General features: G+C 45.6%; 23 protein-coding genes. 7 read left to right on the top strand and 16 right to left on the bottom strand.

The genetic code is table 11. From position 1 onward, the window contains the following. Window positions 1-5 precede the first annotated feature (5 nt). Both ubiE and rmuC read right to left on the bottom strand, forming a co-directional pair. A complete protein-coding gene (gene ubiE / locus AACT23_RS15810; RefSeq protein ID WP_094127918.1) occupies window positions 6-788 on the bottom strand; it encodes a bifunctional demethylmenaquinone methyltransferase/2-methoxy-6-polyprenyl-1,4-benzoquinol methylase UbiE in 783 nt (260 codons plus the stop codon). A gap of 49 nt (window positions 789-837) precedes the next feature. Continuing rightward, a complete protein-coding gene (rmuC, locus tag AACT23_RS15815; RefSeq protein WP_094127921.1) occupies window positions 838-2,382 on the bottom strand; it encodes a DNA recombination protein RmuC in 1,545 nt (514 codons plus the stop codon). Between the two features lie 140 nt (window positions 2,383-2,522). Here rmuC and AACT23_RS15820 point away from each other — a divergent pair, with 140 nt between their 5' ends. Continuing rightward, a complete protein-coding gene (locus AACT23_RS15820) occupies window positions 2,523-3,416 on the top strand; it encodes a DMT family transporter (RefSeq protein ID WP_017044512.1) in 894 nt (297 codons plus the stop codon). 47 nt (window positions 3,417-3,463) lie between these two features. Here AACT23_RS15820 and araC read toward each other — a convergent pair whose 3' ends face one another. From araC to AACT23_RS15845, 5 genes are read right to left on the bottom strand one after another with little or no spacing between them, the layout of a single operon-like run. Further along, window positions 3,464-4,303, bottom strand: coding sequence for an arabinose operon transcriptional regulator AraC (araC, locus tag AACT23_RS15825; protein WP_029189931.1), 840 nt, complete (start codon window positions 4,301-4,303; stop codon window positions 3,464-3,466). A 48-nt stretch (window positions 4,304-4,351) separates the two neighbouring features. Continuing rightward, window positions 4,352-4,891 carry a hypothetical protein gene (locus AACT23_RS15830; protein WP_094127924.1) on the bottom strand — a complete coding sequence of 180 codons (540 nt, stop codon included), beginning with the start codon at window positions 4,889-4,891 and terminating at the stop codon, window positions 4,352-4,354. A 54-nt stretch (window positions 4,892-4,945) separates the two neighbouring features. Beyond that, a complete protein-coding gene (gene araA, locus AACT23_RS15835; protein WP_094127928.1) occupies window positions 4,946-6,448 on the bottom strand; it encodes an L-arabinose isomerase in 1,503 nt (500 codons plus the stop codon). A gap of 9 nt (window positions 6,449-6,457) precedes the next feature. Further along, window positions 6,458-7,219, bottom strand: a complete 762-nt coding sequence (locus AACT23_RS15840; RefSeq protein ID WP_094127931.1) for an L-ribulose-5-phosphate 4-epimerase — start codon at window positions 7,217-7,219, stop codon at window positions 6,458-6,460. Further along, window positions 7,209-8,915, bottom strand: a complete 1,707-nt coding sequence (locus tag AACT23_RS15845; protein WP_176428643.1) for a ribulokinase — start codon at window positions 8,913-8,915, stop codon at window positions 7,209-7,211. The genes AACT23_RS15840 and AACT23_RS15845 overlap by 11 nt, the downstream gene beginning before the upstream one ends. 365 nt (window positions 8,916-9,280) lie before the next feature. Here AACT23_RS15845 and AACT23_RS15850 point away from each other — a divergent pair, with 365 nt between their 5' ends. The 3 genes from AACT23_RS15850 (at window position 9,281) to araH (ending at window position 12,873) form a co-directional block, all read left to right on the top strand. Further along, entirely contained in the window at window positions 9,281-10,282 is a 1,002-nt protein-coding gene (locus AACT23_RS15850; protein ID WP_047690318.1) for an arabinose ABC transporter substrate-binding protein, read from the top strand. 75 nt (window positions 10,283-10,357) lie between these two features. Beyond that, the gene (gene araG, locus AACT23_RS15855; protein WP_013855628.1) at window positions 10,358-11,869 is read left to right on the top strand and encodes an L-arabinose ABC transporter ATP-binding protein AraG; all 1,512 of its coding nucleotides are present in this window, start codon (window positions 10,358-10,360) and stop codon (window positions 11,867-11,869) included. Between the two features lie 14 nt (window positions 11,870-11,883). Next, a complete protein-coding gene (gene araH, locus AACT23_RS15860) occupies window positions 11,884-12,873 on the top strand; it encodes an L-arabinose ABC transporter permease AraH (protein WP_013855627.1) in 990 nt (329 codons plus the stop codon). A 228-nt stretch (window positions 12,874-13,101) separates the two neighbouring features. Here the strand turns inward: araH and AACT23_RS15865 are convergent, their stop codons facing one another. The 5 genes from AACT23_RS15865 to ftnA form a co-directional block, all read right to left on the bottom strand. Next, on the bottom strand, window positions 13,102-14,064 hold the full coding sequence (locus AACT23_RS15865; protein ID WP_094127939.1) for a zeta toxin family protein: 963 nt from the start codon (window positions 14,062-14,064) through the stop codon (window positions 13,102-13,104). 666 nt (window positions 14,065-14,730) lie between these two features. Next, window positions 14,731-15,918, bottom strand: coding sequence for an NAD(P)/FAD-dependent oxidoreductase (locus tag AACT23_RS15870; RefSeq protein ID WP_088733017.1), 1,188 nt, complete (start codon window positions 15,916-15,918; stop codon window positions 14,731-14,733). A 142-nt stretch (window positions 15,919-16,060) separates the two neighbouring features. Further along, window positions 16,061-16,882 carry an HDOD domain-containing protein gene (locus AACT23_RS15875; RefSeq protein ID WP_019282127.1) on the bottom strand — a complete coding sequence of 274 codons (822 nt, stop codon included), beginning with the start codon at window positions 16,880-16,882 and terminating at the stop codon, window positions 16,061-16,063. 145 nt (window positions 16,883-17,027) lie between these two features. After that, window positions 17,028-17,351 (bottom strand): universal stress protein UspB, encoded by a 324-nt coding sequence (uspB, locus tag AACT23_RS15880; protein ID WP_010319583.1) that lies wholly within the window; start codon window positions 17,349-17,351, stop codon window positions 17,028-17,030. Between the two features lie 70 nt (window positions 17,352-17,421). Continuing rightward, window positions 17,422-17,949 (bottom strand): non-heme ferritin, encoded by a 528-nt coding sequence (gene ftnA, locus AACT23_RS15885; RefSeq protein WP_013855622.1) that lies wholly within the window; start codon window positions 17,947-17,949, stop codon window positions 17,422-17,424. A gap of 154 nt (window positions 17,950-18,103) precedes the next feature. Here ftnA and AACT23_RS15890 point away from each other — a divergent pair, with 154 nt between their 5' ends. Beyond that, on the top strand, window positions 18,104-18,529 hold the full coding sequence (locus tag AACT23_RS15890; protein ID WP_010319581.1) for a universal stress protein: 426 nt from the start codon (window positions 18,104-18,106) through the stop codon (window positions 18,527-18,529). 56 nt (window positions 18,530-18,585) lie between these two features. Next, complete coding sequence (locus AACT23_RS15895) at window positions 18,586-19,461, top strand: carboxylate/amino acid/amine transporter (RefSeq protein WP_026028253.1); 876 nt, start codon at window positions 18,586-18,588, stop codon at window positions 19,459-19,461. Window positions 19,462-19,595: 134 nt separating this feature from the next. Here AACT23_RS15895 and AACT23_RS15900 read toward each other — a convergent pair whose 3' ends face one another. Continuing rightward, complete coding sequence (locus AACT23_RS15900) at window positions 19,596-20,042, bottom strand: hypothetical protein (RefSeq protein ID WP_094127941.1); 447 nt, start codon at window positions 20,040-20,042, stop codon at window positions 19,596-19,598. 111 nt (window positions 20,043-20,153) lie between these two features. After that, on the bottom strand, window positions 20,154-20,933 hold the full coding sequence (locus AACT23_RS15905; RefSeq protein WP_094127943.1) for a class I SAM-dependent methyltransferase: 780 nt from the start codon (window positions 20,931-20,933) through the stop codon (window positions 20,154-20,156). Window positions 20,934-21,088: 155 nt separating this feature from the next. Here AACT23_RS15905 and asnC point away from each other — a divergent pair, with 155 nt between their 5' ends. After that, window positions 21,089-21,553, top strand: a complete 465-nt coding sequence (asnC, locus tag AACT23_RS15910; protein ID WP_010319577.1) for a transcriptional regulator AsnC — start codon at window positions 21,089-21,091, stop codon at window positions 21,551-21,553. Between the two features lie 85 nt (window positions 21,554-21,638). On the opposite strand, the gene tsrA is transcribed toward asnC, so the two are convergent. Continuing rightward, window positions 21,639-21,920: an H-NS-like global regulator TsrA gene (gene tsrA / locus AACT23_RS15915; protein WP_017044523.1), complete on the bottom strand. Its 282-nt coding sequence runs from the start codon at window positions 21,918-21,920 to the stop codon at window positions 21,639-21,641. Between the two features lie 90 nt (window positions 21,921-22,010). Next, on the bottom strand, window positions 22,011-23,210 hold the full coding sequence (locus tag AACT23_RS15920) for a multidrug effflux MFS transporter (RefSeq protein WP_255211873.1): 1,200 nt from the start codon (window positions 23,208-23,210) through the stop codon (window positions 22,011-22,013). Between the last annotated feature and the right edge of the window lie 106 nt (window positions 23,211-23,316).

The raw sequence follows: 23,316 nt of genomic DNA on the forward strand, positions 1-23,316 counted from the left end.
AATCCTTAGAATTTGTAACCACGGTGCAGCGCAACAATACCGCCCGTTAAGTTGTAGTAACTCGTTTGTTCAAAACCAACCTGATCCATCATCCCTTTTAAGGTTTCTTGATCGGGATGCATGCGGATAGATTCCGCAAGATAGCGGTAGCTGTCGGCATCATTGGCAATGATTTGGCCCATTTTCGGCAATAGATGGAACGAATACGCATCGTATACTTTGGATAATGGCTCAAGCACTGGCTTGGAGAACTCAAGTACCAACAAACGACCACCCGGTTTTAAAACGCGGAACATCGAGCTCAGCGCTTTATCTTTATCGGTTACATTACGCAGGCAAAAACTGATGGTAATGCAGTCGAAATAGTTATCAGGAAAAGGCAGTTCTTCGGCATTGGCTTGCACGTAATGTACGTTGCCCACGACACCTTTATCACGCAATTTATCGCGTCCGACATTGAGCATCGAGTTGTTGATATCAGCCAGAATAACATGACCTTTTTCGCCCACAATGCGTGAAAATTTGGCGGTTAGATCGCCCGTACCACCACCAAGATCCAAAATACGTTGGCCCGGGCGAGCGCCACTGCAATCAATGGTAAAACGCTTCCATAAGCGATGAATGCCACCGGACATCAGGTCATTCATCATGTCGTATTTGGCCGCAACCGAGTGAAAAACTTGCGCAACTTTGGCGACTTTCTCTTCTTTCGCTACGGTTTCAAAACCAAAGTGAGTGGTATTTTGTGTCTCTAATACTGTTTTTGATTGCACGCTGGTATCCGTCATGAAGGTTCCTCTTGGGCAGCACTGTGTTGTTAAAGGCGACTGCGAGCGATCAGTTTACTTTATCCTCAGCGTGATGTCTTTCTACTAAAGGTGCATTTTCCACCGCACTGTCTGCCCATGCCTCATTTTGCGCTTTTTCGACCCACTCACTGTTTATGGAACGTTTTATCTCGACGCCAAGTTGTTTAAAACTTTCGGCTTGACGCAGTGCGTTGCCACGCCCTGTCGCGAGCTTATTCATCGCCCCTTGATAGTTTTGGTTTGCACGGTCTAACGCGCCACCAAGCCCTTCCATGTCCTCCATAAACAAGCGTAATTTATCGTACAATTTGCTGGCCCGCTCAGCGATCAACTTCGCGTTCTGGTTTTGTCGATCATTGCGCCATAAATTATCGATCGTACGCAGCGCAACCAACAAGGTGGTTGGGCTAACCAGCAAAATATTTTGCTCCATCGCCTCTTTTACCAAGCTGGGATCAGCTTGAATCGCCACTTGGAATGCAGGTTCGACGGGAATAAACATCAGCACGTAATCCAGGCTTTGTAGCCCTTTGAGCTGATGATAATCTTTCTGACCGAGTCCTTTTATATGGGCACGCAGCGCAAGTAAATGCTCACTTAATGCGCGAGCACGTTCACTTTCAGTTTGAGCATGGAAATAACGCTCATAAGCCACCAGCGCCATTTTCGAGTCAATCACCACCTGTTTGTCGTGTGGCAAATTGACGATCACATCCGGTTGATAGCGCTTACCAGCCTCGTTTTGCAAACTGACTTGAGTGTGATATTCGTGCCCTTCACGCAGGCCCGATTCGGTCAGCACCCGCGCGAGAACCACTTCGCCCCAATTGCCTTGCTGTTTATTGTCGCCTTTCAGCGCTTGGGTCAAATTGAGTGCCTCTTGCGCCATCTGTTCATTGAGGCGTTGTAAGTTTTTCAATTCATGAACCAACGTATGGCGCTCTTTCGCTTCATGATTGAAGCTGTCATTGACCTGCTTTTTAAACCCTTCGAGCTGCTCTTTCAGTGGAGAAAGTAGCCCTTCCAAACTTTGACGGTTCTGCTGATCCACTTTCGCAGTTTTGACTTCAAATAACTGATTGGCTAGCTGCTCAAACTGCTGCTTTAGGCGTTCCTCAGCGTGTTCAAGTAACTGTAGTTTTTCTTGGCTCGATTGAATTTGCTGTTCATGCCGCGCTTCTTGCTCACGCAGTTGAGCCTCAAGTTGCGATTTCTGCTCACGCAGAGCGTGCGCATCTTCCATGCTCTGTTGCCGCTCTTGCTTAACCACTTCGAAATAGCGCAACTTTTCCATCGCGGCCATGAATTTCCCGTGCGATTGCTTAAGCTCAAATGCGGCTTTATCTCGTTCTTCATCCAGCTCATCCAACTCTTGTCGCGCCTGCTGCAAGGCTTGTTTGAGTTCGATTATCTGCTGCTGATGATGGGCTTGATGAGTCTCTAACTGCTGTTGTAATAGCTCACTTTTCAAATTGAGCTTCTGCTTAACCCACCAGCCAGCGACTGAGCCACTCAGCACGGCGCTGCCTAACGTTGAAAGCACTAACGCTTGATTTTCGATAATCCATTGCATGATAACGGGTTAACTCATTTTATCAGTCATGGACAAATGGTATTTCGATACTGGATAAATGTCCAGTTTGTACAAGTTAACAGCAAACTATAGACTTGCGCCGCTGAACACTATTTCAACAATTATTCTAACGAGGATTCATGGACGAACGACGCGCACTCGGCTTTGGCTTATCTGCCGTATTATTGTGGTCAACGGTTGCTACGGCTTTCAAACTTACGCTGGCTGAATTTACGCCGATCCAGATGCTGACGGTTGCGAGTGCTGTCTCTGGGTGCGTACTGCTGGGCATTTGCGCGCTGCAAGGCAAGCTCAACCAAGTGGTGAGTACCTTTCTCGCTAACCCTTGGTATTACTTATTGTTGGGCTTAATTAACCCTCTCGCATACTACCTCATTCTGTTTAAGGCCTACTCACTGCTGCCCGCCTCTCAAGCGCAAGCGATCAACTACAGTTGGGCCATCACCCTGACACTGATGGCCGCTGTATTTTTAGGACAAACCATTCGTAAACAAGATTGGATAGCGTGTGCACTGAGCTATTTTGGTGTGGTGGTTATCGCGACTAAGGGTGATATTTTAGCCATGCAGTTTGATAGCCCGCTGGGTGTTGGGCTGGCACTATTATCAACGCTTCTTTGGGCTGGCTACTGGATTCTTAATACCAAAAACACCGCCGACCCCGTGATTGGCGTTTTACTGGGGTTTTTGATCGCCATCCCTTTTGCGATTGGTTTAAGTTGTTATGAAGGTGCAAGCTGGCATCAGATTACGATTAAAGGGTGGAGTGCGGTAACTTATGTCGGCTTGTTTGAAATGGGGATCACCTTCGTGCTGTGGTTGAGTGCGTTAAAACTCACGGCCAACACCGCAAGGATCAGCAATCTCATTTTTGCTTCACCTTTCATCTCACTGCTGTTGCTGGCTACTATTATTGGCGAAACTATTCACCCCACCACTCTGATTGGTTTAGTGCTGATCATCACAGGGCTTGTCGTGCAGCAGTTTAAAACGCCTAAAACGATCACTCAATGACAGCGGCCCAAATTGACGAAAAGCCCAAACGGACAGATTGCATAGGTTTACAAAGTAATTTGATCGCGGTAAATCTTAGGGCTCACACCGGCCTTACGTTTAAAAACACGAGAAAAATAGAGTGGGTCTGAATAGCCCACAATTCGACCAATGTGATTGACCGAGTAGTTAGACGTGACCAGTAATTGTTTGGCTCGGCTGATCCTTTGGTCGTCGCGCCATTGGGTTATGGTCATCTCCATTTCAGAACGAAATAGATGGCCTAAACGCGATGGTGATAAACAGATATGGGCCGAAACATCCTCGATAGTGAAGTCTTGATTGAGGTTTTGCGTCATATAATTCATCGCTTCCACCACCCTAGGGTCAAGCGGTTTGCTGACGACATCCGGTTGCAGTGTCTTACATCTAATCAATAATTGTTCGAGCAAGTTAATCGATAAATCATTTCGATAAGGGACATCTTGTTTTGAAGTGTATTCAATATCGATAAACAGGTTTTCAATATATCGAATGGTATTCTCATCCAACCCTTGCGTTAAGTAGACGCCATTTTTTTGCTGTTGCCATGTTAGCCAGTCATGCCAAAAGGCTCGTGGCCGAAAATAAACCCAACGGTGAAACCAAGAAGCACAATCTTTTTTTCGATGATAATAGTGAGCCGCTGTTGGAGGGAAAAGAAGTAAGTCTCCAGGTTTCACGTGAAACTCATCTTCGCCATAAAAAATGGTTCCCTCGCCTTTGCTCGTAAAATTGACAATAAAACCTTTCATGCCATTAGGTCGATCAATCGTAAAATCCAGTTCATCTCCCTCAATAATTGGCGTTAGTCCAGCCACTAAATGAGCATTAAAGTTATATCCAGGTTTTAGAGGGTTATTCTGCATGGGGGCAATATTCACTGTAATTTACGTGTAGTGTAAGCAACCTCTTCGTTAAGTACGATTTTTCAGTTCACACTTTTCATCTAAGACTATCCATTGTGTCGCAGAAAAAGCCTCACAGAAGCCATGTCCTACGGGTTCGATTAAGTATTCACTGGGTTGGTCATTACGTTTTCTTTGCCAACCTTTAATCGAAGAGATGATGTCTTCAGGTTGCGTGGCCAGTTGGTGGCTAACGTCTGTTTGAGTAATGTGATGTCGAATATCAAGCCGAGTTGGGATGCTATTTCGCGCAAGATAATCAATCACCAATGCTCCTTGAAAAAAGGTGTAAGTCATACTCAATGAGAGTGTTTCGTTAAGCTGAATGTTGCACCACTGCTCTAAATGGTTTTGCTTAGATCTGAAATGCCAAACCACAGAGCACATATCAATGATAAGCCCATTGTTGATCAGCTCAAGCTGCCCAACGAATACAGGTTTATCCTCACAACACAGCTGAAATTGATCGGGTGTATCGGCTTTTAATTCCAAATACCACTCTTTATAACGCAGTAATGGTAAGCCAGTGGATAAAGGAAGAGCATTCATGTTCACACCATAGCTTAATGAGCACTCCCTCAGATGAGGGAGTGCTCAGCGGGTTTAAATACCTGAAGATAAACGGTAATAAACGCTGTTTGTTTTGAGTGCGGACTTGAATGGATACAAGGAGGTTTGGTTATCGATTAATACCATTTCGATCCCCGCCATTTCGGCATAATCCGCTAACATCTCAACGCTCACCGCTTGGCTGTATACGGTATGATGCGCGCCACCCGCATGGATCCATGCTGCGGCTGCCGTCTCAAGGTTGGGTTGCGGCGTCCATAACGCATGCGCCACGGGTAATTTAGGTAGCGATTGTGGTGGAGCTTGAGTATCGACCGTATTGACTATCATGCGAAAGCGATTTCCAAGATCAATCAAAGATACGTTTACCGCAGGCCCCGCTTTTCCGCTGAACATCATACGAGCAATATCGCATTTGCAGCCAATAGTGTGACGATGAATTTCAATCTTTGGCTTGTCTTGAGCAATGGAAGGGCAAACTTCCAGCATATGAGCGCCGAGCACTTGGCTTTGCTGACCAAAGTTGTAGGTGTAGTCTTCCATGAACGATGTTCCGCCCACTCGGCCTTGCCCCATCACTTTCATGATGCGAGTCATCGCTGCGGTCTTCCAATCCCCCTCACCACCGTACCCGAAGCCTTTTTCCATCAAGCGTTGTGTGGCCAAGCCCGGCAAGTTCGAAATACCCGATAAATTTTCAAAGGTGTTGGTGAATGCCTTCGCGCCCACGGAATGCAAGAAACGCAGCATACCCAATTCCAACTTCGCTTCTTGGGTTAGAATATTGATACTTGCGCTGTCTTTGAAAAGTTCAGGGCTCATGGTGTAGCAAGACGCGTATTCATCCATTAAAGCCTTAGCATCACTGTCTGAAACTTGATTGACGCTCTCGCTCAGCTCACCCAAACCATAGCCATGAACTTCATAACCAAATTGAATTTGCGCAGAGACTTTGTTTCCTTCCGTCACCGCGACTTGACGCATGTTGTCGCCAAAACGCGCTACTTTAAGCGACTTCCCTTCATGAATAGCAATCGCTGCACGGCACCAATCATCCACCTGTTGGTGAACAATCGGGCTCTCCCAATGCCCCACGACTACTTTTCGATCAATCCCCAGTCGCGTGCCAATAAAACCAAACTCACGACAGCCATGAGCACTTTGATTTAGGTTCATAAAACCCATATCAATTTCATCCCAAGGCAGGGCCGCATTGAATTGAGTATGAAGATGCAAGAACGGCTTGTTGAGCTGACTTAACCCTGAAATCCACATTTTTGCAGGCGAGAATGTGTGCATCCAAAGCACGAGACCAATACATGAATCATCATTATTGGCTTGGCGACAAACCTCTAATATCTCATCTGGCGTCTTCACTGTACCTTTGTTCACCAAAGGAACCGAAATGGCTGGAGATTGATTTAAACCATGGATAATTTCTTGGCTATTTTGCGCGACATTTTGTAATACTTGAGGTCCGTAAAGGTGCTGCGACCCAGTGACAAACCACACTTGTTGATTGGTAAACGTGTTCATTGTTATCCCTTATTTATTTTTTACATTACTTTGACCGTAATAAGCATTAGCTCCGTGTTTACGTAAGTAATGTTTATCCAGTAGGGCTTGATTGATGAATGTCACTTGAGGGTTGATCTGCAAAGTTTGCAGCGCCATTTTGGCGACAACCTCCATGACAACTGAGTTATGAACGGCGTGATCCGCATCCTTACCCCAGCTGAATGGGCCGTGTTCATTAACAATAACCCCAGGAATGGCCAACACTTCACCACCACTGATCGCTTCAATGATGACCTTGCCTGTATGATGTTCGTAGTCGGTTGCGATTTCGGCATTGGTCAAGGGACGAGTACAGGGAATGCTGCCGTAGAAATAGTCAGCATGAGTAGTACCCAATGCTGGGATGGCTTTACCTGCTTGAGCCCAAGAGGTGGCATGAGGAGAATGCGTGTGCACAATGCCGCCAAGCTCTGGGTAAGCGCGATATAAAGCCAAATGGGTAGCCGTGTCAGAAGAGGGTTTAAGATCGCCCTCGACAACCAAGCCATTCAGATCAACCACCACCATATTGCCGGCATTGAGTGCTTCGTATTCGACGCCACTTGGCTTAATCACAACTAACCCTGTTAAGCGGTCAATGCCTGATACATTGCCCCAAGTAAAGGTAACTAAACCGTGGGTCTGTAGCGCCATATTGGCTTGCCATACTTGCTGCCGAAGCTCACTCAGACGTTGCTTTGCTTGTGGGTCGCTCGCTAAATCGAAGCCTAGAGAAGTCTTAACACTCATCAGTACACTCCTGTGCCAACAAGAATTCAGAAAATTGTTCGATCTGCTGCCCTAACTGGCGATAAGCGTGGTAACGCCATTCGCTCATCCCTTTGGTGTCAGCATCTGGGTAGTAAACATCGCAGATTGGGCTCGCCATTTGAGTTTGAGCTTGCTCTGCATCGCTATAAACCCCGGCCGCAACAGCTGCAAAAATGGCCGCACCTAATGCACAACACTGCTCTGAAGCGACAACGGCGATTTCTCGCCCAATGACATTGGCACAGGTTTGCATCACAAATGGTGACTTCTGAGAAATTCCGCCAATGGCGATGACACGTTTCACTTCGACACCTTGCTCAACGAAACAATCGACGATTGATTTCGCGCCATGAGCCGTTGATTCCACCAGTGATGCAAAGATATCTGGTGCACTAGAGCCTAAATTCAGCCCCGTGATTGCGCCCTTGAGACGTTGATTGGCATAAGGCGTTCGCCGCCCGTTATGCCAATCTAAAGCAAGAGGCGTTTCCAGTTGCAGACGTTTTGACTGTGCTTCCACCGTAAGTTGAGGAATTAACAAGGCCTCAGCGGCGTCCAGATCAATCCCTAATTGTGGGTTTTGCTTAGCCAGTTGTACGATTGGCCACAACATCACACGTTTGTACCAAGCATAAATATCACCAAATGCTGATTGCCCAGCCTCCAGTGCCATTAAGTCTGGCATCGCACTACCCGCGACTTGGCCACATATTCCATGAATGGTTCGATCACCGATACTTTGTGCATCCACCATCAAAATATCGCATGTTGACGTACCAATAACTTTCACTAAGTCATGTTCGCCCGCGCCCGCGCCTACCGCGCCCATATGGCAATCAAAAGCACCAATAGCAATGGCAATTCCCTCTGGTAAGCCTAACCGCTGCGCCCACTCCGCACTCAGATGCCCAGCTAATTGGTCTGAGGTGTATACCTCAGTAAACATTCGATCTCGCATGCCATCGAGCGTGGGAGAAATGGCCGATAAAAAATCTTGCGAAGGTAAACCGCCCCAGCTTTCATGCCACATCGCTTTATGCCCTGCAGCACACATACCGCGGCGTAAATTTGTAGGATGCTGACACCCTGCAAGGAGAGCTGGAACCCAATCACACAACTCAACCCAGCTATGGATATAAGGAACAAGCCCTGCATCTTGTTCCGCTACCCACGCGGCTTTCGCCCAAAACCACTCCGATGAATACAATCCCCCGATGTATTTGGTGTAGTCTGGAAAAGTGTGTGAATGGGCCAGCTCATTAATGCGTTCCGCTTTGGTCACGGAAGTATGATCTTTCCATAAGATAAACATGGCGTTGGGGTTATGCTCAAACTCAGGAAGCAACGCCAACACATTGCCCTCTTTATCGATAGGGGCTGGAGTCGAACCCGTACTGTCCACGCCAATGCCAACAACAGATTGTGCGATCTCCGTGGAAACCTGCGCCAACGTTTCTCGGACAGCAATGGTCAGAGACTCAATATAATCAAGAGGATGATGACGAAATTGAGATTGGTTCGAGTCGCTGTATTGTCCTTTTGCCCACCTTGGGTAGTTTGCCACGCCAGACGCAACCTCTTCACCATTGCGAGCATTCACCAATAAAGCTCGTACAGAATCAGAGCCAAAATCTAAGCCGATCACGTAAGGTGAATCTATATTCAAATTATTCATGGTCACTCCACATCAGACCGATTAACTGCCTATTTTTATAACGGTCTTACGTCAATATCACCATGAACCCAATAGCTAAAAATATGGATAAATTAGTCGACACACTCATTCTGTGCTAATGGTTTTAAAATCATCACTTCAGCTTTTTTCCAGAAAAAAAAGCGCATAAAAACGCTAAATAGCCGATGAATATATAAAATTAAACACATAAAACTATAAAAAGTGAGAGGTACTTCATGCCCTACCTCGCTACATAAATGGACAAAAACGCTACATTTTTCTGCTGTGATTTTCATCACTTCAAAGCTCGTCAACTTCCTTAAGTATGGAGATGAAACAACCCTACCAGTGGACGGACAAATAAGATGAAAAGCATAAAAACCACACTCGCTGCCGCAATACTCACCGGAACCGCATTATTCAGTATTTCTGCTAATGCCTTTTTCGGTAGCAACGATGAACTCAAATTAGGTTATTTGGTAAAACAACCTGAAGAGCCTTGGTTCCAAACAGAATGGAATTTTGCTGAGCAAGCCGGTAAGCAATATAACTTTGAAGTGATCAAAATGGCGGTGCCTGATGGAGAAAAAACACTGAACGCTATCGATACGCTAGCGGCAAGTGGCGCCAAAGGTTTTGTCATCTGCACACCTGACCCTAAGCTTGGGCCTGCAATTATGGCTAAAGCAAAAAGCTACGATTTGAAAGTCATCACGGTTGATGACCAGTTCCTTAATGCGAAAGGCGAACCGATGACAAACGTGCCTTTGGTGATGATGGCTGCCAGTGAAATTGGTTATCGCCAAGGTTCTGAACTGTACAAAGAGATGACAAAACGTAACTGGGATACCGCAACAACGGGTGTTATGGCCATAACCGCAGACGAGCTGGATACTGCGCGTCGTCGTGTCGATGGTTCGATTAAGGCACTGAAAGAAGCGGGTTTCCCATCCAACCAAATTTACCGCGTGCCAACCAAAGCAAATGACATCCCTGGCGCTCTGGATGCAGCAAACTCGCTACTGGTGCAATACCCAATGGTCAAGCAGTGGCTTATCGTCGGTATGAACGACAATACCGTTCTCGGCGGCGTTCGTGCGACAGAAGGACAAGGGTTTAACGCAAGTAATGTGATTGGTGTTGGCATTAATGGCGTCGATGCTGTCAGTGAATTAGCTAAATCGAAACCAACAGGGTTCTATGGTTCTCTTTTACCGAGCCCAGATGTACACGGCTTCAAAAGCATCGAATCACTCTATAAATGGGTGAAAGACGGTGTTGAACCACAAAAATTCGTTGAAGTGACGGACGTTGTCTTAATTACTCGCGACAACTACGAAGCAGAACTGGCGAAGAAAGGCCTGTAAGGCGTTCGTCGTCAATGGCTAAAAGCGGTACAGCTTTTTCGTACCGCTTTCGCGAAGTAAACAGGAGTACAGACTATGGCAGCTTCACACTCTTGCCTAGAGTTTTGCCAAATATCAAAACACTTTACGGGTGTTAAGGCACTGACCGACATTAGCTTTCGCGTTAACAGTGGTAGTGTTCATGCCTTAATGGGAGAGAATGGGGCCGGGAAATCGACCCTATTGAAAACGCTAAGCGGGCTGCATCAACCCACCCACGGCAAGCTGCTCATTGATGGGCATCCAGTAACATTTCAATCAACGGTTGACGCATTAGAGCAAGGTATCGCCATTATTTATCAAGAGCTTAATTTGGTTCCTGAACTCAGCGTGGCAGAAAACATTTTCTTAGGGCAACTTCCCACTAAACATGGCCGGGTCGATACCGAAACCCTCAATCGTAACGCACGTAAACAGTTATTGCGCTTGGGGGAAAATTTTGACCCCTCTCGCCCATTAAAAGAGTTTTCTATTGGTCAGTGGCAAATGGTTGAAATTGCCAAAGCGCTAAGTCGCAATGCACACATCATCGCTTTTGACGAACCAACCAGTAGCTTGTCTCAACGTGAAATTGAAAACCTATTTAAAGTGATCCGCGAATTGCGCGACGACGGCAAAATCATTCTTTACGTTTCTCATCGTATGGAAGAAATATTCGCTCTGTGTGATGCAATCACCATCTTCAAAGATGGTACCCATGTGCAAACCTGTTATGACCTTTCGACTCTCACTCATGACCGTTTGGTTGAGTTAATGGTTGGCCGGGAAATCAATGACATTTACAACTACCGCTCTCGTCCTCTTGGTCAAAGTGGATTAGCGATTAAAAACCTGATGGGCAGAGGGCTCACCGCTCCTCTCTCGCTAGAAATAAAGCAAGGCGAAATATTAGGTTTGTTTGGTCTGGTCGGTGCGGGCAGAACAGAACTTACCCGTTTGATTTTCGGAGCAGAAAAAGCCACCGCGGGCGATGTTTATCTTCACGGACAAAAAATACGGATTACTAAACCTGAAGATGCCATTCGGGCGGGCATTACCTTATGCCCTGAAGATCGCAAAGCAGACGGTATCGTGCCTATTTTATCGGTGCAAGAAAACACCAACATCAGCGCTCGTCCATGGCATCTAAAGCTTGGCGGGTTAATCAACTTCCAGTGGGAGTCGAGCAATGCCCTCAAACAAAACCAGTCATTAAACGTCAAAACCGCTTCGTTAGATCAACCCATTGGCGAGCTCTCCGGTGGCAATCAACAAAAAGTGATCCTTGGTCGTTGGTTATCTACCGATATGAGCGTCATTTTGCTAGATGAGCCGACGCGCGGCATTGATGTTGGCGCTAAGTCTGAGATATACGAGTTGATCTTCAAATTGGCAGAAAATGGCGTGACTGTCTTAGTTGTCTCTAGTGACATGCCTGAAGTGCTTGGTATCGCTGACCGATTACTGGTTATGAAAGATGGCAAAGTAACGGGTGAATTAACACGAACTGAATTTAACGAACAATCTGCGTTACGTCTTGCCATGATTGGCAACGACGTCGCTGCGTAAAAAGGAATATCCTAATGGCTGTAACGAGTTCAACCAAAATAGACAATACCGAGAGCCCGACTCGCTCTTTTAAGTTCTCTTCCATCTGGGATAAGTTCGGCATGCTGATGGTCTTTGCTGGGCTATTTTTGCTTTGCAGTTTATTTGTCCCTTATTTTGCTACATTCATTAATATGAAAGGGCTCGGTCTGGCTATTTCCATGAGCGGCATGGTTGCGTGCGCCATGCTCTTTTGCCTAGCCTGCGGGGATTTAGATCTCTCGATTGCTTCGGTTATTGCCTGCTCTGGCGTAGTCACGGCGGTGGCGATTAACGCAACCAGCAGTGTGGTATTGGGTATCGGCGCAGGCTTACTTTCAGGTGTACTCTTTGGTTTGCTAAATGGCTTCGTTATTGCCAAATTGCAGATCAATGCGCTGATAACGACTCTCGCAACGATGCAAATCGCTCGTGGTCTTGGTTATATCATCTCTGACGGTAAGGCGGTTGGGATCACTGAAGAACACTTCTTCACCCTAGGTAACTCCTCTTTACTTGGTATCCCAACGCCAATTTGGTTAACCATAGTCACCTTCGCTATTTTTGCCTTTTTGCTAAATCGTACGGTTTATGGGCGCAATACATTAGCGATTGGCGGTAATGAAGAAGCCGCACGATTAGCAGGTGTTAACGTCGTAAAAACTAAAATCATCATTTTCACTATCTCTGGCTTTATCTCTGCGCTCGCTGGGGTTATTTTAGCCGCGCGTATGACCAGCGGTCAGCCGATGACTTCCGTCGGTTTTGAGTTAGTGGTCATCTCGGCTTGTGTGCTCGGTGGGGTATCGCTCAAAGGCGGGATAGGTAAAGTATCTTACGTTATTGCGGGTGTGCTCATCCTCGGTACGGTAGAGAATGCGATGAATCTACTGAATATGTCACCTTTTTCTCAATACGTAGTGCGAGGAACTATTTTGCTCGCGGCGGTTATCTTTGACCGCTATAAACAAAATAAATCCAGCTAGAAGCAACTCATTGCCACACAACAAAAAAGAAGGGCTAACCTGTGCAGCTCTTCTTTTTTCTAAAAAACTATCCATTGGTTTGACAGTGCTTTTTAGTGACATTTATCGCTAAGGATGGCTTCTATCGCAAAACTTATTCTTGACGTACAGGTAACGGCCTCTAGATACACTGACCTATCAGAGGGTACCTAGACTTAAAACGTCAAAGGTTTCGACAGAATCGACCACTTAGTTATAGTCGTAATTGGGGAATTGGACGTTATACCGCACTAGCCCGATTAGAGTGTTAAATGCCTCCATCTGTAAATGTTTATCGTTTTTACTAGCCGTTCGACCATCTTGTAAAGCTTTGACAATTTCGTCAGGATTTCTTCCTGTATAGAGCTCTATTCCCGCTCTTGAGGTCACAGTGATCGTATCTAATAATGGAAGAAGCTCTTGAAACTTCTCGACACTTTCCATATCGCTATAGGCTTCATCATGTTTGTTCAATGGCGTTCTTCTAGCACCATCAGGGACTAACTTTCCTTCTCTAATTCTTTTAAGTGCTGACTCATACCTTGTGAAAACCCCCATCATACTTAACGACTTATCAACGGCCAGCACCGTCAAATGAGTCTTAAAGCCATGTTTTTTACAGTCATCCAGAACGTGTAATATTGAGTGTTGCTGATCTAACATGGAGCGTTGTATCACCATGTTGAATTTTTTTTCAAGTCCGTACTTTATTAAACCTTCGCAGAGAAACAACGCCGTTTGTTGGCAGTTTGACACCGTGCTTGGGTGCCCATTGCTTGCTAACTCCGAATAACCTGGAATGTATTTTTTCAGTTCATCATAATCAACCACCACACAGTTATTCTTGAGCTGTGACGAACATGCTTTTATCGCGGTCGATTTCCCAGCGCCCATTTGCCCTGTAACAACAAAGGCGCTTGGTTGTTCTTGAGGCGTAACCCCTTGGCATAGCTTCTCTTGCACATGTTTTAATAAGTTAATTTTATCACTCGGTTCAGAGAGGAACCGATTATCATCCATATCTTTTACCCGGCGCTGGCGAAGCTCCAAAGCGCTTTGCGTTGCACTGACTGGTACATTCTTTACCTGTTTAACAAAGAATGGTTCTTGTAGTGATGTTGCCCGTTCGAGGGAATAGCTTTGAGGCTCCGTAAATGTAAAAGATGTTTTCATTTCAAATCCTTATAAAATTAGGCTTTGTTCAAACGATATCTAAGCGAACCATAGTCAGCACAGTGGAAGGCGCTATATTATCACCGCGGTATGATGTATAGAGATGCATCTTATTGGACGTGAGGATGAGTAAAAGGTCATGTCTTTATTTGTGAGTAAATGTAGAAGATTGATTTCATCCAGATGAGTTTACATCCGTTGTGAATATAATTTTTAGCCGTTTACTGGTTCAATAAAATGCACATTTATTCATACTTTTACAGCATATCGAATCACATGCTTTGAGCTAAAAGTGATAAGCATGAAAAAGCCGTTGCTATGTTCAATCTTCGAGTAAACAAAAAGCAGAAGGATAGCGCGAACTTTTTATGATTTATGGTTATGATTTTTGGATATCAAAGGGTAAGTACAAAGAACCAAGCATTTGATATGCAGACGCATTCGCTTGAGTAATGTAGGGGCAAGAAGATTTTTCCTGATATTGCGTCTGGTGCAAAAACCAGCCGACCTTCTTTGAACAACGCCTTGCCCCGTTGCGGGCAAGTGAGGCTATCAACGCCTACAAATGAGACAGGCTAGTCCGTTCGTGAAAGCACTGTGTAGAGATAATAAAGTTTGTATCCTTGGGGTGATCCTCGTCACCCCTTTTGGGTCTTCTCTACACACTTACACCCACTGTCCAGCGACATAGCCGCTTGACCAACACCATTGGAAATTATAGCCGCCAAGCCAGCCCGTCACATCCATTACCTCACCAATAAAATAGAGGCCAGAAACCGATTTGCATTCCATGGTTTTCGATGAGAGGCAATCGGTGTCTACGCCACCTAATGTGACTTCGGCTGTGCGATAACCTTCAGTACCATTGGGAAGAATCGGCCAATGTTGTAAGTCGTGTGCGATAGCGGTTATTTCGTGTGGGTTTAACTGTTTGAGCGGTTTATCGACAAAAGCTTTACGCTCAATCAGCACTTCAACCAAACGCTTAGGCAGTACTTTCGCGAGTGTGTTTTTTAAGCTTTGATTTGGGTGTGCTTCACGTGATTCATTCAATAGCCGCTCGATATCTACTTCCGGCACTAAGTTGATACTGACCTTCTGCCCCGCTTTCCAGTAAGAAGAAATTTGCAACACCGCTGGCCCAGATAAACCACGATGAGTAAACAGCAGTGCTTCTTTAAACACAGTGCCATCTTCAGTAGTGATTTCAGTTGGAATGGCAATGCCGGCCAGTTCGGCGAAATCTTCTTTATCTTGTTTATGCAGTGTAAAAGGCACGAGCCCGGCCGTGGTTGGGATCACCGCCAGTCCAAACTGCTCTGCAATTTTGTAACCAAAAGGAGTTGCGCCGAGTTTGGGCATCGACAAGCCGCCCGTTGCGACTACCAATGACTGGCACTCGATCGGCCCGTCATTGGTGGTGAGCTGAAAGCCGTTTGGCACCTTATCTATCGATTGAATCTCGACTTGATAACGCTGCTTGACCGTCGGTAAATCGCACTCTTTTAGCAACATATTGACGATGTCCTTCGCCGAATCAAGGCAAAAGAGCTGGCCATGATCGCGCTCTTCAAACGCAATATTGTATTTACTGACCAGCGAGATAAAGTCCCACTGGCTGTACTGCGATAACGCTGATTTAACGAAATGGGGATTGCGGCATAAGTAGTTGGCGGCCGATAGTTCATAATTGGTGAAATTACAGCGACCGCCACCTGAGATCAAAATTTTACGGCCAGGCTTTTTGGCATGATCGAGAACGCATACGCTGCGCCCGCGCAGGCCAGCTTGCGCGGCGCACATTAGCCCGGCGGCGCCAGCACCAATAACGACAACATCAAACGACTGACTCATGCTTTCACCTTCATTTAATTAGACGCACACGCACCTAATGACAAACAAAAAGGATGCAGCGCTGGTGGCGTACATCCTTATCAATGGGGGACATTTTAACGACTAATTGAGTGAAGACAAGGTTAATCCACCAGCGACGGTATTAGACGAGCTGCTCGGCAAGCTCGCGCCCTTTTCCGCGAACGGCGTCAATTGTTTCAGCAAATGTGGCAGATATTGCCAGTACACGAGCATCTGGGTGCTCAGCCAGAAATAAGCGTTTTTCTTTTTCGGTCAGGATGTCCCATTGATGGTGGATATCACGGGCAAAATGCAATACACGGGCAAGTTTTGGTGAAAGCTGCGCTTTTTCTGGCTGCGCAGAGTAGGCGATCGCATCGACCATCTCATCAGGAAACTTCCAAGCTTTGGCTAGCTTCGCCCCCAGTACATTCGCATCGGTATGGATGATTTGCTGTTGTGCTTCTAGTTCAACTTCACCAGCATCAACACAAAGGCGAATTTTCAACGCTTCTTGCGGCGCTAATGTGTGGATCATCAATTGGCCAATGTTGTGCAATATTCCGGTAGTAAAGACGCTATTAGCATCGAGTTTACAAGCGGCCCCCAGTTTGCTGGCGATAATGGCAATTTCAAAGGTATCGGACCAATATTGCTGCAGATCCAAGGTGTCAATTTTAGGAAAAGCACTGGATAATACCGATGCCACCACCATAGTTCTCACCGAGCCACTTCCGACACGAATCACCGCATCATTGATAGAGGCCACTGTGCGGCTTCCGCCAAAATGTGCCGAATTTGCAAGGCGAAGCAGCCGCGCACTCAACACTTGTTCCATGGCAATTTTTTTTGTGAGCGCACCAAAATCGACCTCTTCCTTATTAACCATTTCGAGTAGTTCTTGTAATACTTGTTGAATACGAGGTAACTCATTCAAACGTGCGAGCAGTGCTTTTTCATCCATTATTTTTCTCCTTTCGATTGCTCTTGCTAATAATAGTCGCCGCACAATGAAGATGCATAATAGTGAAGAAATAAGTCGATGACTTTATACAGACGATAAAAAAGGAGCACGATAGCTCCTTTAATCAATACAATGACTGGCTCAGTTATACGATGCAAGCCGCGAAGGTTGTCACCGCCAGCAATGACATCGACAAGATAAACAGCGCTCTAACGCGATCACACTTGCCCGTAAATAGGGGATCGTGGTGATGGTGATACTCTTTACCTTTCAAATAGTGGAAAAGACGAACCTGCTTGGTGACATTACCGTGAGTGGTAAAAAAGCCACCGCCATCCACTTGTTGATAAAGCAATGGATGAGCTTCACGCATGATGTAAATAAGTGAGCGTAGCGCCGTAAGATACCTGACTAGGTTAACCCCAGTGACCAGCATTAGCGCAAATAAAATTGTATCCCCAGTGATCATCTTTTCCTCCCTACACCTTTGCATAGAACCCAAAGAAAAAGACGATCGCTTCATACTCTTTCTGCTGCGATTACACAGCTTGGGTATCCATTACAGAAGATGAGCCGGCTTTTGCCATTGCGGCTAGGTCTTTGTCGATGAAGAACAGCGCCTTACCATCATCACCCACAAGCTCTAGCTTATCTAAAATCCCTTTAAACAACTTCTCTTCTTCATGTTGCTCCGCAACGTACCACTGAAGGAAGTTAAACGTTGAGTAGTCTTGAGATGTGAACGCCGCATGAGCGAGTTTATTAATCTGCTGAGTAATCATCTGCTCATGTTGATAAGTTTCGCGAAACACTTCACCAAGGCTCGTAAACTTATGTTTTGGCGCTGCGATCGCACCAAGGATAGGCAGTGCACCCGTTTCACTCACGTAGGTGAATAAACGCTGCATGTGCTGCATTTCTTCTACGGCATGAGCGCGTAAAAACTCGGCAGCACCTTCAAATCCTTTATCTTCACACCAAGCACTCATTTGTAAGTATAGATTGGATGAAAAAAATTCCAGATTAATTTGTTCATTCAGTTTTTCAACCATAGCTTGTGACAACATGTCGACTCCTAGTTTATGTAACGATTTGAATTGACTATACCATGAACCTCACCATAACACTTTGAGTCAGGTATGCGGATATGAGATCACGACGACAAAAAACTCTCGGCCTCAGTGCTAATCTTTAATCAGTACCCCATCAGGAGATAATACAATGAGTTATCAACATATTTTGGTTGCCATTGATCTTTCAGAAGACAGTAAACTCTTAGTCGACAAAGCTGTTGCACTGGCAAAACCACTCGATGCTGACGTTTCTTTCATTCACATTGATGTCAACTATGCCGAGCTGTATACCGGACTCATTGATATCAATTTAGCAGAAACTCAACATCACGCGATGGAAGCGTCACAAAAGCAGCTGCAAGCCTTAGCGGAACACGCGCAATACCCTATCCGCCATACACTAGTAGGCAGCGGCGACCTCAGTAATGAGCTCTGCGAAACCATCGCTGAATTCAGTGTTGATTTGGTGGTCTGCGGTCATCATCAAGATTTTTGGAGCAAGTTACTCTCATCCACTCGGCAACTGATTAACTGTTCGCCAGTCGACATGCTTGTAATACCACTTCACGACTGACGACAAGCCAAAACTCGGTTAGACTGCGGGTTATTTACTGTTCAGCGTTGTTTGTTATGGCCTATCTCTCTGCAGTCACCCTACTTTGGGCATTTTCATTTAGCTTGATCGGCGTTTATCTCGCCGGTCAAGTTGATTCTTGGTTCGCGGTTTGGATGCGCGTTGCATTAGCGAGCTTAGTATTTCTACCTTTGATCAGGTTTAAAACCGTTCCCGCTCCGTTGATCGCTAAGTTGATGACCATTGGTGGAATTCAACTGGGCCTGATGTACTGTTTCTACTATCAATCATTTTTACTGCTATCGGTTCCTGAAGTTTTGCTGTTTACGGTGTTTACACCAATCTACGTCACGCTGATCTACGATCTACTGAAAGGCCGCTTTTCTCCGTGGTACTTAGTGACGGCGGCCATTGCCGTAATCGGTGCCGTTTTTATTAAATTTGCAGCAATAAACGAGCACTTTTTGCTGGGTTTTTTGGTGGTGCAAGGAGCTAACCTCTGTTTTGCTATCGGCCAAGTGGCTTATAAATACGTCATGGAAAAAGAGACCATCACTTTAGCGCAACACAGCGTATTCGGTTATTTCTACTTAGGTGCATTGGTGGTAGCAAGCGTGGCATTTTTACTGTTTGGCAATAGTGAAAAACTGCCCACTACCTCTTTGCAATGGGGTATTTTGATCTACTTAGGGGTAATTGCTTCTGGGCTTGGTTACTTCGTGTGGAACAAAGGAGCCTGTTTAGTCAATGCAGGCGCATTAGCGATTATGAATAATGCGCTGGTTCCCGCCGGATTAGTGGTGAACATTCTGATTTGGAATCGCGACGTAGATTTAATGCGCCTTGCAATTGGCGGCGTGATCATTTTGTTCTCACTGTGGGTCAATGAAACTTGGGTAAAGCGCAAAGTCGCTGCCAGCCGTACTCACTGAATCAGGCTGAGCGTTAAAAACAACAAAGCCCGCAATCATCGCGGGCTTTGTTGTTGAAAAAGGGGCTATCGTGGCTCGGTTTAACTCACCATCTGTTTTCAGTAAACCATCTATTTTTAGTAAACTATCTGTTTTTAGTGAATCTGCCGTTGTAGTGAACGTTCACTAACCGAAGAAATTCGTTGATTCACATCGGCAAACTTTACTTGTAATGCAGGGTGTTTCTTTAACAGTTTTTGCTGCTGTTTCAGCACTTTTTCTAACTTCTTCAGTACTTTTTTTTGTTTTTTTAACGCTTTCTTGTTCTGTTTTTCCGATCGCTTGGCGGCCTTTTTACCTTTGCCCGTCATGCCATTTGACGTACCAGAGCGCAGTTGTTTCTTCCCTTCCGAAACAAGCTTTGTCGATACACTCGGAATAGCAGCAGGCTTACACAGCGTGTTTTTATCCGATGATGAACGAGCACATGAGCGACAAAGAAATTTTGGCGCAGCCACAATCTGATGGATATCCCCAAGCTGGCTAGTAATATCGTGTCGGTTCAATTTGCATAAACGCTTATTCATGTACGCCTCGATCACGAATAGGAATAATTATTAGTTAGATATACAATTCCAAACACGATTAAGCAAGCACTAAATTACATCTATGGGCCACGAGATTTTCTCGCCAAAGCTAACGTATTGAATGCGTTAGATCATCGCCGCTTTCACATACACATCAAAACGATTTTTCTTGGTTTCAATCGCCATACTCGGCTTTTGTTTGTCTAACCAATCGGCATAGTCAGGACGCTTCACCACCACGCGTTTGGTCGCCAAACTCAAGGCTGGATTTAATAATGCATCAGCATCCAAGTCAGCGCCCACCAGCAATTGAAAGACGCGCATCTCCTTTTTTACCAAAGCCGTTTGTTTTTTACTTTCCGGGTGCGGGTACATGGGGTCAAGATACACCACATCTGGCTTTACAAAATCTTCATCTTGCGCCAGTTTTTCGAGCGCATCATGACTCGAAGCGTGAAGTAACGACATTCGCTCGCTTACCCAGCCACCAATCTCTGCATCTTGCTTGGCACGCTCTAAACCATCATCGAGCAGCGCGGCCACAACGGGATGCCGCTCGACCATTTGCACTTTACAGCCGAGCGAGGCCAACACAAAAGCATCACGACCTAACCCAGCCGTTGCATCTAACACGGTCGGTGTCGCTCCTTTGTTTAGTCCAGCAGCTTTGGCTATCGACTGACCTTTACCGCCACCAAATTTACGTCGGTGAGCAACCGCCCCCGTGACTAAATCGACATAAATAGCGCCGAGTTTAGGCTCATCCAGTTTACGCAACTCAAGACGATACTGAGTTAATACCAAGGCAAATTGGCTCTCAGCGCATGGTTTTAATCCCCAACGCGCGGCTAATGTATCCAAATGTGCTTGCTGAGCAGGAACTTCGCAAATCAGTTGTAGCTGCAAGTTAACTCCGAAACAAAAGAAATAATGAGGAGGCTTGAGTTTACCCAATTTTCACTGACGTGACTAAAGCTTATCGCTTTTCTTAAACGGCGGCTTACGAGAAACAACGACCAGTGATAAACTGAGCGAACCATTTCAATGATAAGGATGCTGTGATGCAAGCCACTACCGCTAAACTGGACGAACTCGACCGCGCCATTTTAAAAATTTTAATGGACGATGCACGCACGCCCTACGCAGAAATGGCCAAGCAGTTCAACGTTAGTCCTGCCACTATCCATGTTCGCATTGAAAAGATGAAATCGGCCGATATCATTCAGGGTACGGAAGTGATCGTCAATACCAAAAAATTGGGTTATGACGTGTGTTGTTTTATCGGTATCAATCTCAATGCCGCGCGAGACTACCATTCGGCGCTCGCCAAACTCAATGCGCTGGATGAAGTGGTGGAAGCCTATTACACCACAGGAGCCTATAATATTTTTGTGAAGTTAATGTGCCGCTCGATTGAGGAATTACAATTTGTGCTGATCGACAAATTACAGGCAATTGATGAAGTGCAATCCACAGAGACGCTTATTTCCTTGCAGAACCCGATTAACCGAAATGTGAATCCTTAATCACCGAAGCCGCAAACACCACGCAATAACGCAATAAAAAGCCCGAAACTAAATTCCGGGCTATGGCATCGGTACTGATAATAAATTATTTGTTCAGATAAGTTAAAAGCTCTTCAGCCGAAATACCCTGCTTTGCCAATTCCTTCGCCATGATTTCGACTTGCTCGCCTTTACGCGCTTCAATCACTTGTTGAAACTGAAAGACTAAATCACGCAGAACTGGTAATGGTACTTGTTTGGCGGCACTGCGAATACGCTCACTACTTTGGTTGCCTAATTCATTCAGCAATTTTCCGAACATGACCTTTTCTGGAGACTCGTCGAGTTGTTCCCAAATTCGAGCCATTTCATAGGTTGTCATTGACATTGTTGTTTCGTTTCCAAAGTGCAATTGAAATAATTAAGTGACTAAATATACACCCGTTAAAAAGAATATAAAACAGCAGGTGACAATTTATTAATTCACCACTAATTGATGCCAATAACGCCCTGCTTTAGAAAACAGGATAAACAACGCTGGCGCAATCAGCCACATTTGCAGTGCAATTAATATCTGAGGCTCTAACCCAACACGCTGCATGGTGCCAACTAACAGGCCAGCACCACTCATCTGAAACAAACCAAGCAGTGCTGCGGCGGTTCCCGCACGGTCACCAAATGGCGCCAGTGCTTTTCCTGCGGCCGCTCCCAGAATCCAAGCAAAACCGATTGATGACATAAAAATGGGCAGCATAAAGGCAATCGCCGTTTTCTGTTGTGCCAGCGCGACCATGGTAGTCCCCGCAACCAATAACGTGCCAATTCCAACCACCAGCGCCATATGGGTACCAAACCTATCCATAAATTTCGGCGCACTCAGGCAAGCAACGATATTAATGATGGCATTGAGTCCAAACCAGAAAGTAAATTCATTCATGGTCAATCCATAACCTTCCATTAATACCACTGGGGCAGAAGTGACATAGGCTAAAATAACCGCCATCGCTAACATACATAATGAAGCATGGAAGAGAAAAGATGGTGTTTTCAATACGGACCAGTAACGCGATAACTTAAAGAACGCTTGCTGTTCGGTGGCTTGCGGGTTGGTTTCTTTCATACCAACCACCATCATTAAACCCGCGACCACGGCAAAACCAGCCATAAAGCTGAAGTTACTGCGCCAGCCAAATTGCTGAGTTAACCAACTACCAAGGATTGGCGCTAATGCAGGAATAAAACAGATTGCACCATTTAAGTAGCTGATCATTTTGCCGCTACGTTGTGGGCCAAAAATATCGCGAACTGTTGCAAAAGCCGCTACCGATGTCGCGCACGCACCGAAGCCTTGTAGTAGCCGAGCCATCAGCATCCATTCAATACTTTGAGCGGCCCACGCCAAGCAAGCACTCAATGCATAAATACTGATCCCTCCTAATGCAACAGTTCGACGACCGAGTTTGTCCGCTAGCGGGCCAGCAAAGAGTTGACCGACTCCCATAGCAAACAGAAACCAAGTAATCGTATCTTGTGCATAAGCGTGTTCCACGTGAAACGTTTGAGAAATTTGCGGTAAAGCTGGTAGATAAATATCAATCGCTAACGGGCTAAACAGAACCAACAAAATCAGTAATGCCAATTGACGCTTGCTATGCGCGTCAGAGGTTATTTGCTTCACGAAACACTCCAGTAATGAGAAAGAACACACTTTTACAACTCGGCTATAATAGAGCAATGATGATATGAATAGAAATGGCTTATACTCATCACAATTATTCCCAAAT

It is taken from the genome of Vibrio sp. V09_P4A23P171 (assembly GCF_963875615.1).
Classification (GTDB): domain Bacteria; phylum Pseudomonadota; class Gammaproteobacteria; order Enterobacterales; family Vibrionaceae; genus Vibrio; species Vibrio anguillarum.

What these genes read in the sequence shown, in the direction of transcription:
- ubiE (WP_094127918.1), bottom strand. Translation starts at nt 788, where the DNA reads ATGACGGATACCAGCGTGCAATCAAAAACAGTATTAGAGACACAAAAT.
- rmuC (WP_094127921.1), bottom strand. Translation starts at nt 2,382, where the DNA reads ATGCAATGGATTATCGAAAATCAAGCGTTAGTGCTTTCAACGTTAGGC.
- AACT23_RS15820 (WP_017044512.1), top strand. Translation starts at nt 2,523, where the DNA reads ATGGACGAACGACGCGCACTCGGCTTTGGCTTATCTGCCGTATTATTG.
- araC (WP_029189931.1), bottom strand. Translation starts at nt 4,303, where the DNA reads ATGCAGAATAACCCTCTAAAACCTGGATATAACTTTAATGCTCATTTA.
- AACT23_RS15830 (WP_094127924.1), bottom strand. Translation starts at nt 4,891, where the DNA reads ATGAATGCTCTTCCTTTATCCACTGGCTTACCATTACTGCGTTATAAA.
- araA (WP_094127928.1), bottom strand. Translation starts at nt 6,448, where the DNA reads ATGAACACGTTTACCAATCAACAAGTGTGGTTTGTCACTGGGTCGCAG.
- AACT23_RS15840 (WP_094127931.1), bottom strand. Translation starts at nt 7,219, where the DNA reads ATGAGTGTTAAGACTTCTCTAGGCTTCGATTTAGCGAGCGACCCACAA.
- AACT23_RS15845 (WP_176428643.1), bottom strand. Translation starts at nt 8,915, where the DNA reads ATGAATAATTTGAATATAGATTCACCTTACGTGATCGGCTTAGATTTT.
- AACT23_RS15850 (WP_047690318.1), top strand. Translation starts at nt 9,281, where the DNA reads ATGAAAAGCATAAAAACCACACTCGCTGCCGCAATACTCACCGGAACC.
- araG (WP_013855628.1), top strand. Translation starts at nt 10,358, where the DNA reads ATGGCAGCTTCACACTCTTGCCTAGAGTTTTGCCAAATATCAAAACAC.
- araH (WP_013855627.1), top strand. Translation starts at nt 11,884, where the DNA reads ATGGCTGTAACGAGTTCAACCAAAATAGACAATACCGAGAGCCCGACT.
- AACT23_RS15865 (WP_094127939.1), bottom strand. Translation starts at nt 14,064, where the DNA reads ATGAAAACATCTTTTACATTTACGGAGCCTCAAAGCTATTCCCTCGAA.
- AACT23_RS15870 (WP_088733017.1), bottom strand. Translation starts at nt 15,918, where the DNA reads ATGAGTCAGTCGTTTGATGTTGTCGTTATTGGTGCTGGCGCCGCCGGG.
- AACT23_RS15875 (WP_019282127.1), bottom strand. Translation starts at nt 16,882, where the DNA reads ATGGATGAAAAAGCACTGCTCGCACGTTTGAATGAGTTACCTCGTATT.
- uspB (WP_010319583.1), bottom strand. Translation starts at nt 17,351, where the DNA reads ATGATCACTGGGGATACAATTTTATTTGCGCTAATGCTGGTCACTGGG.
- ftnA (WP_013855622.1), bottom strand. Translation starts at nt 17,949, where the DNA reads ATGTTGTCACAAGCTATGGTTGAAAAACTGAATGAACAAATTAATCTG.
- AACT23_RS15890 (WP_010319581.1), top strand. Translation starts at nt 18,104, where the DNA reads ATGAGTTATCAACATATTTTGGTTGCCATTGATCTTTCAGAAGACAGT.
- AACT23_RS15895 (WP_026028253.1), top strand. Translation starts at nt 18,586, where the DNA reads ATGGCCTATCTCTCTGCAGTCACCCTACTTTGGGCATTTTCATTTAGC.
- asnC (WP_010319577.1), top strand. Translation starts at nt 21,089, where the DNA reads ATGCAAGCCACTACCGCTAAACTGGACGAACTCGACCGCGCCATTTTA.
- tsrA (WP_017044523.1), bottom strand. Translation starts at nt 21,920, where the DNA reads ATGTCAATGACAACCTATGAAATGGCTCGAATTTGGGAACAACTCGAC.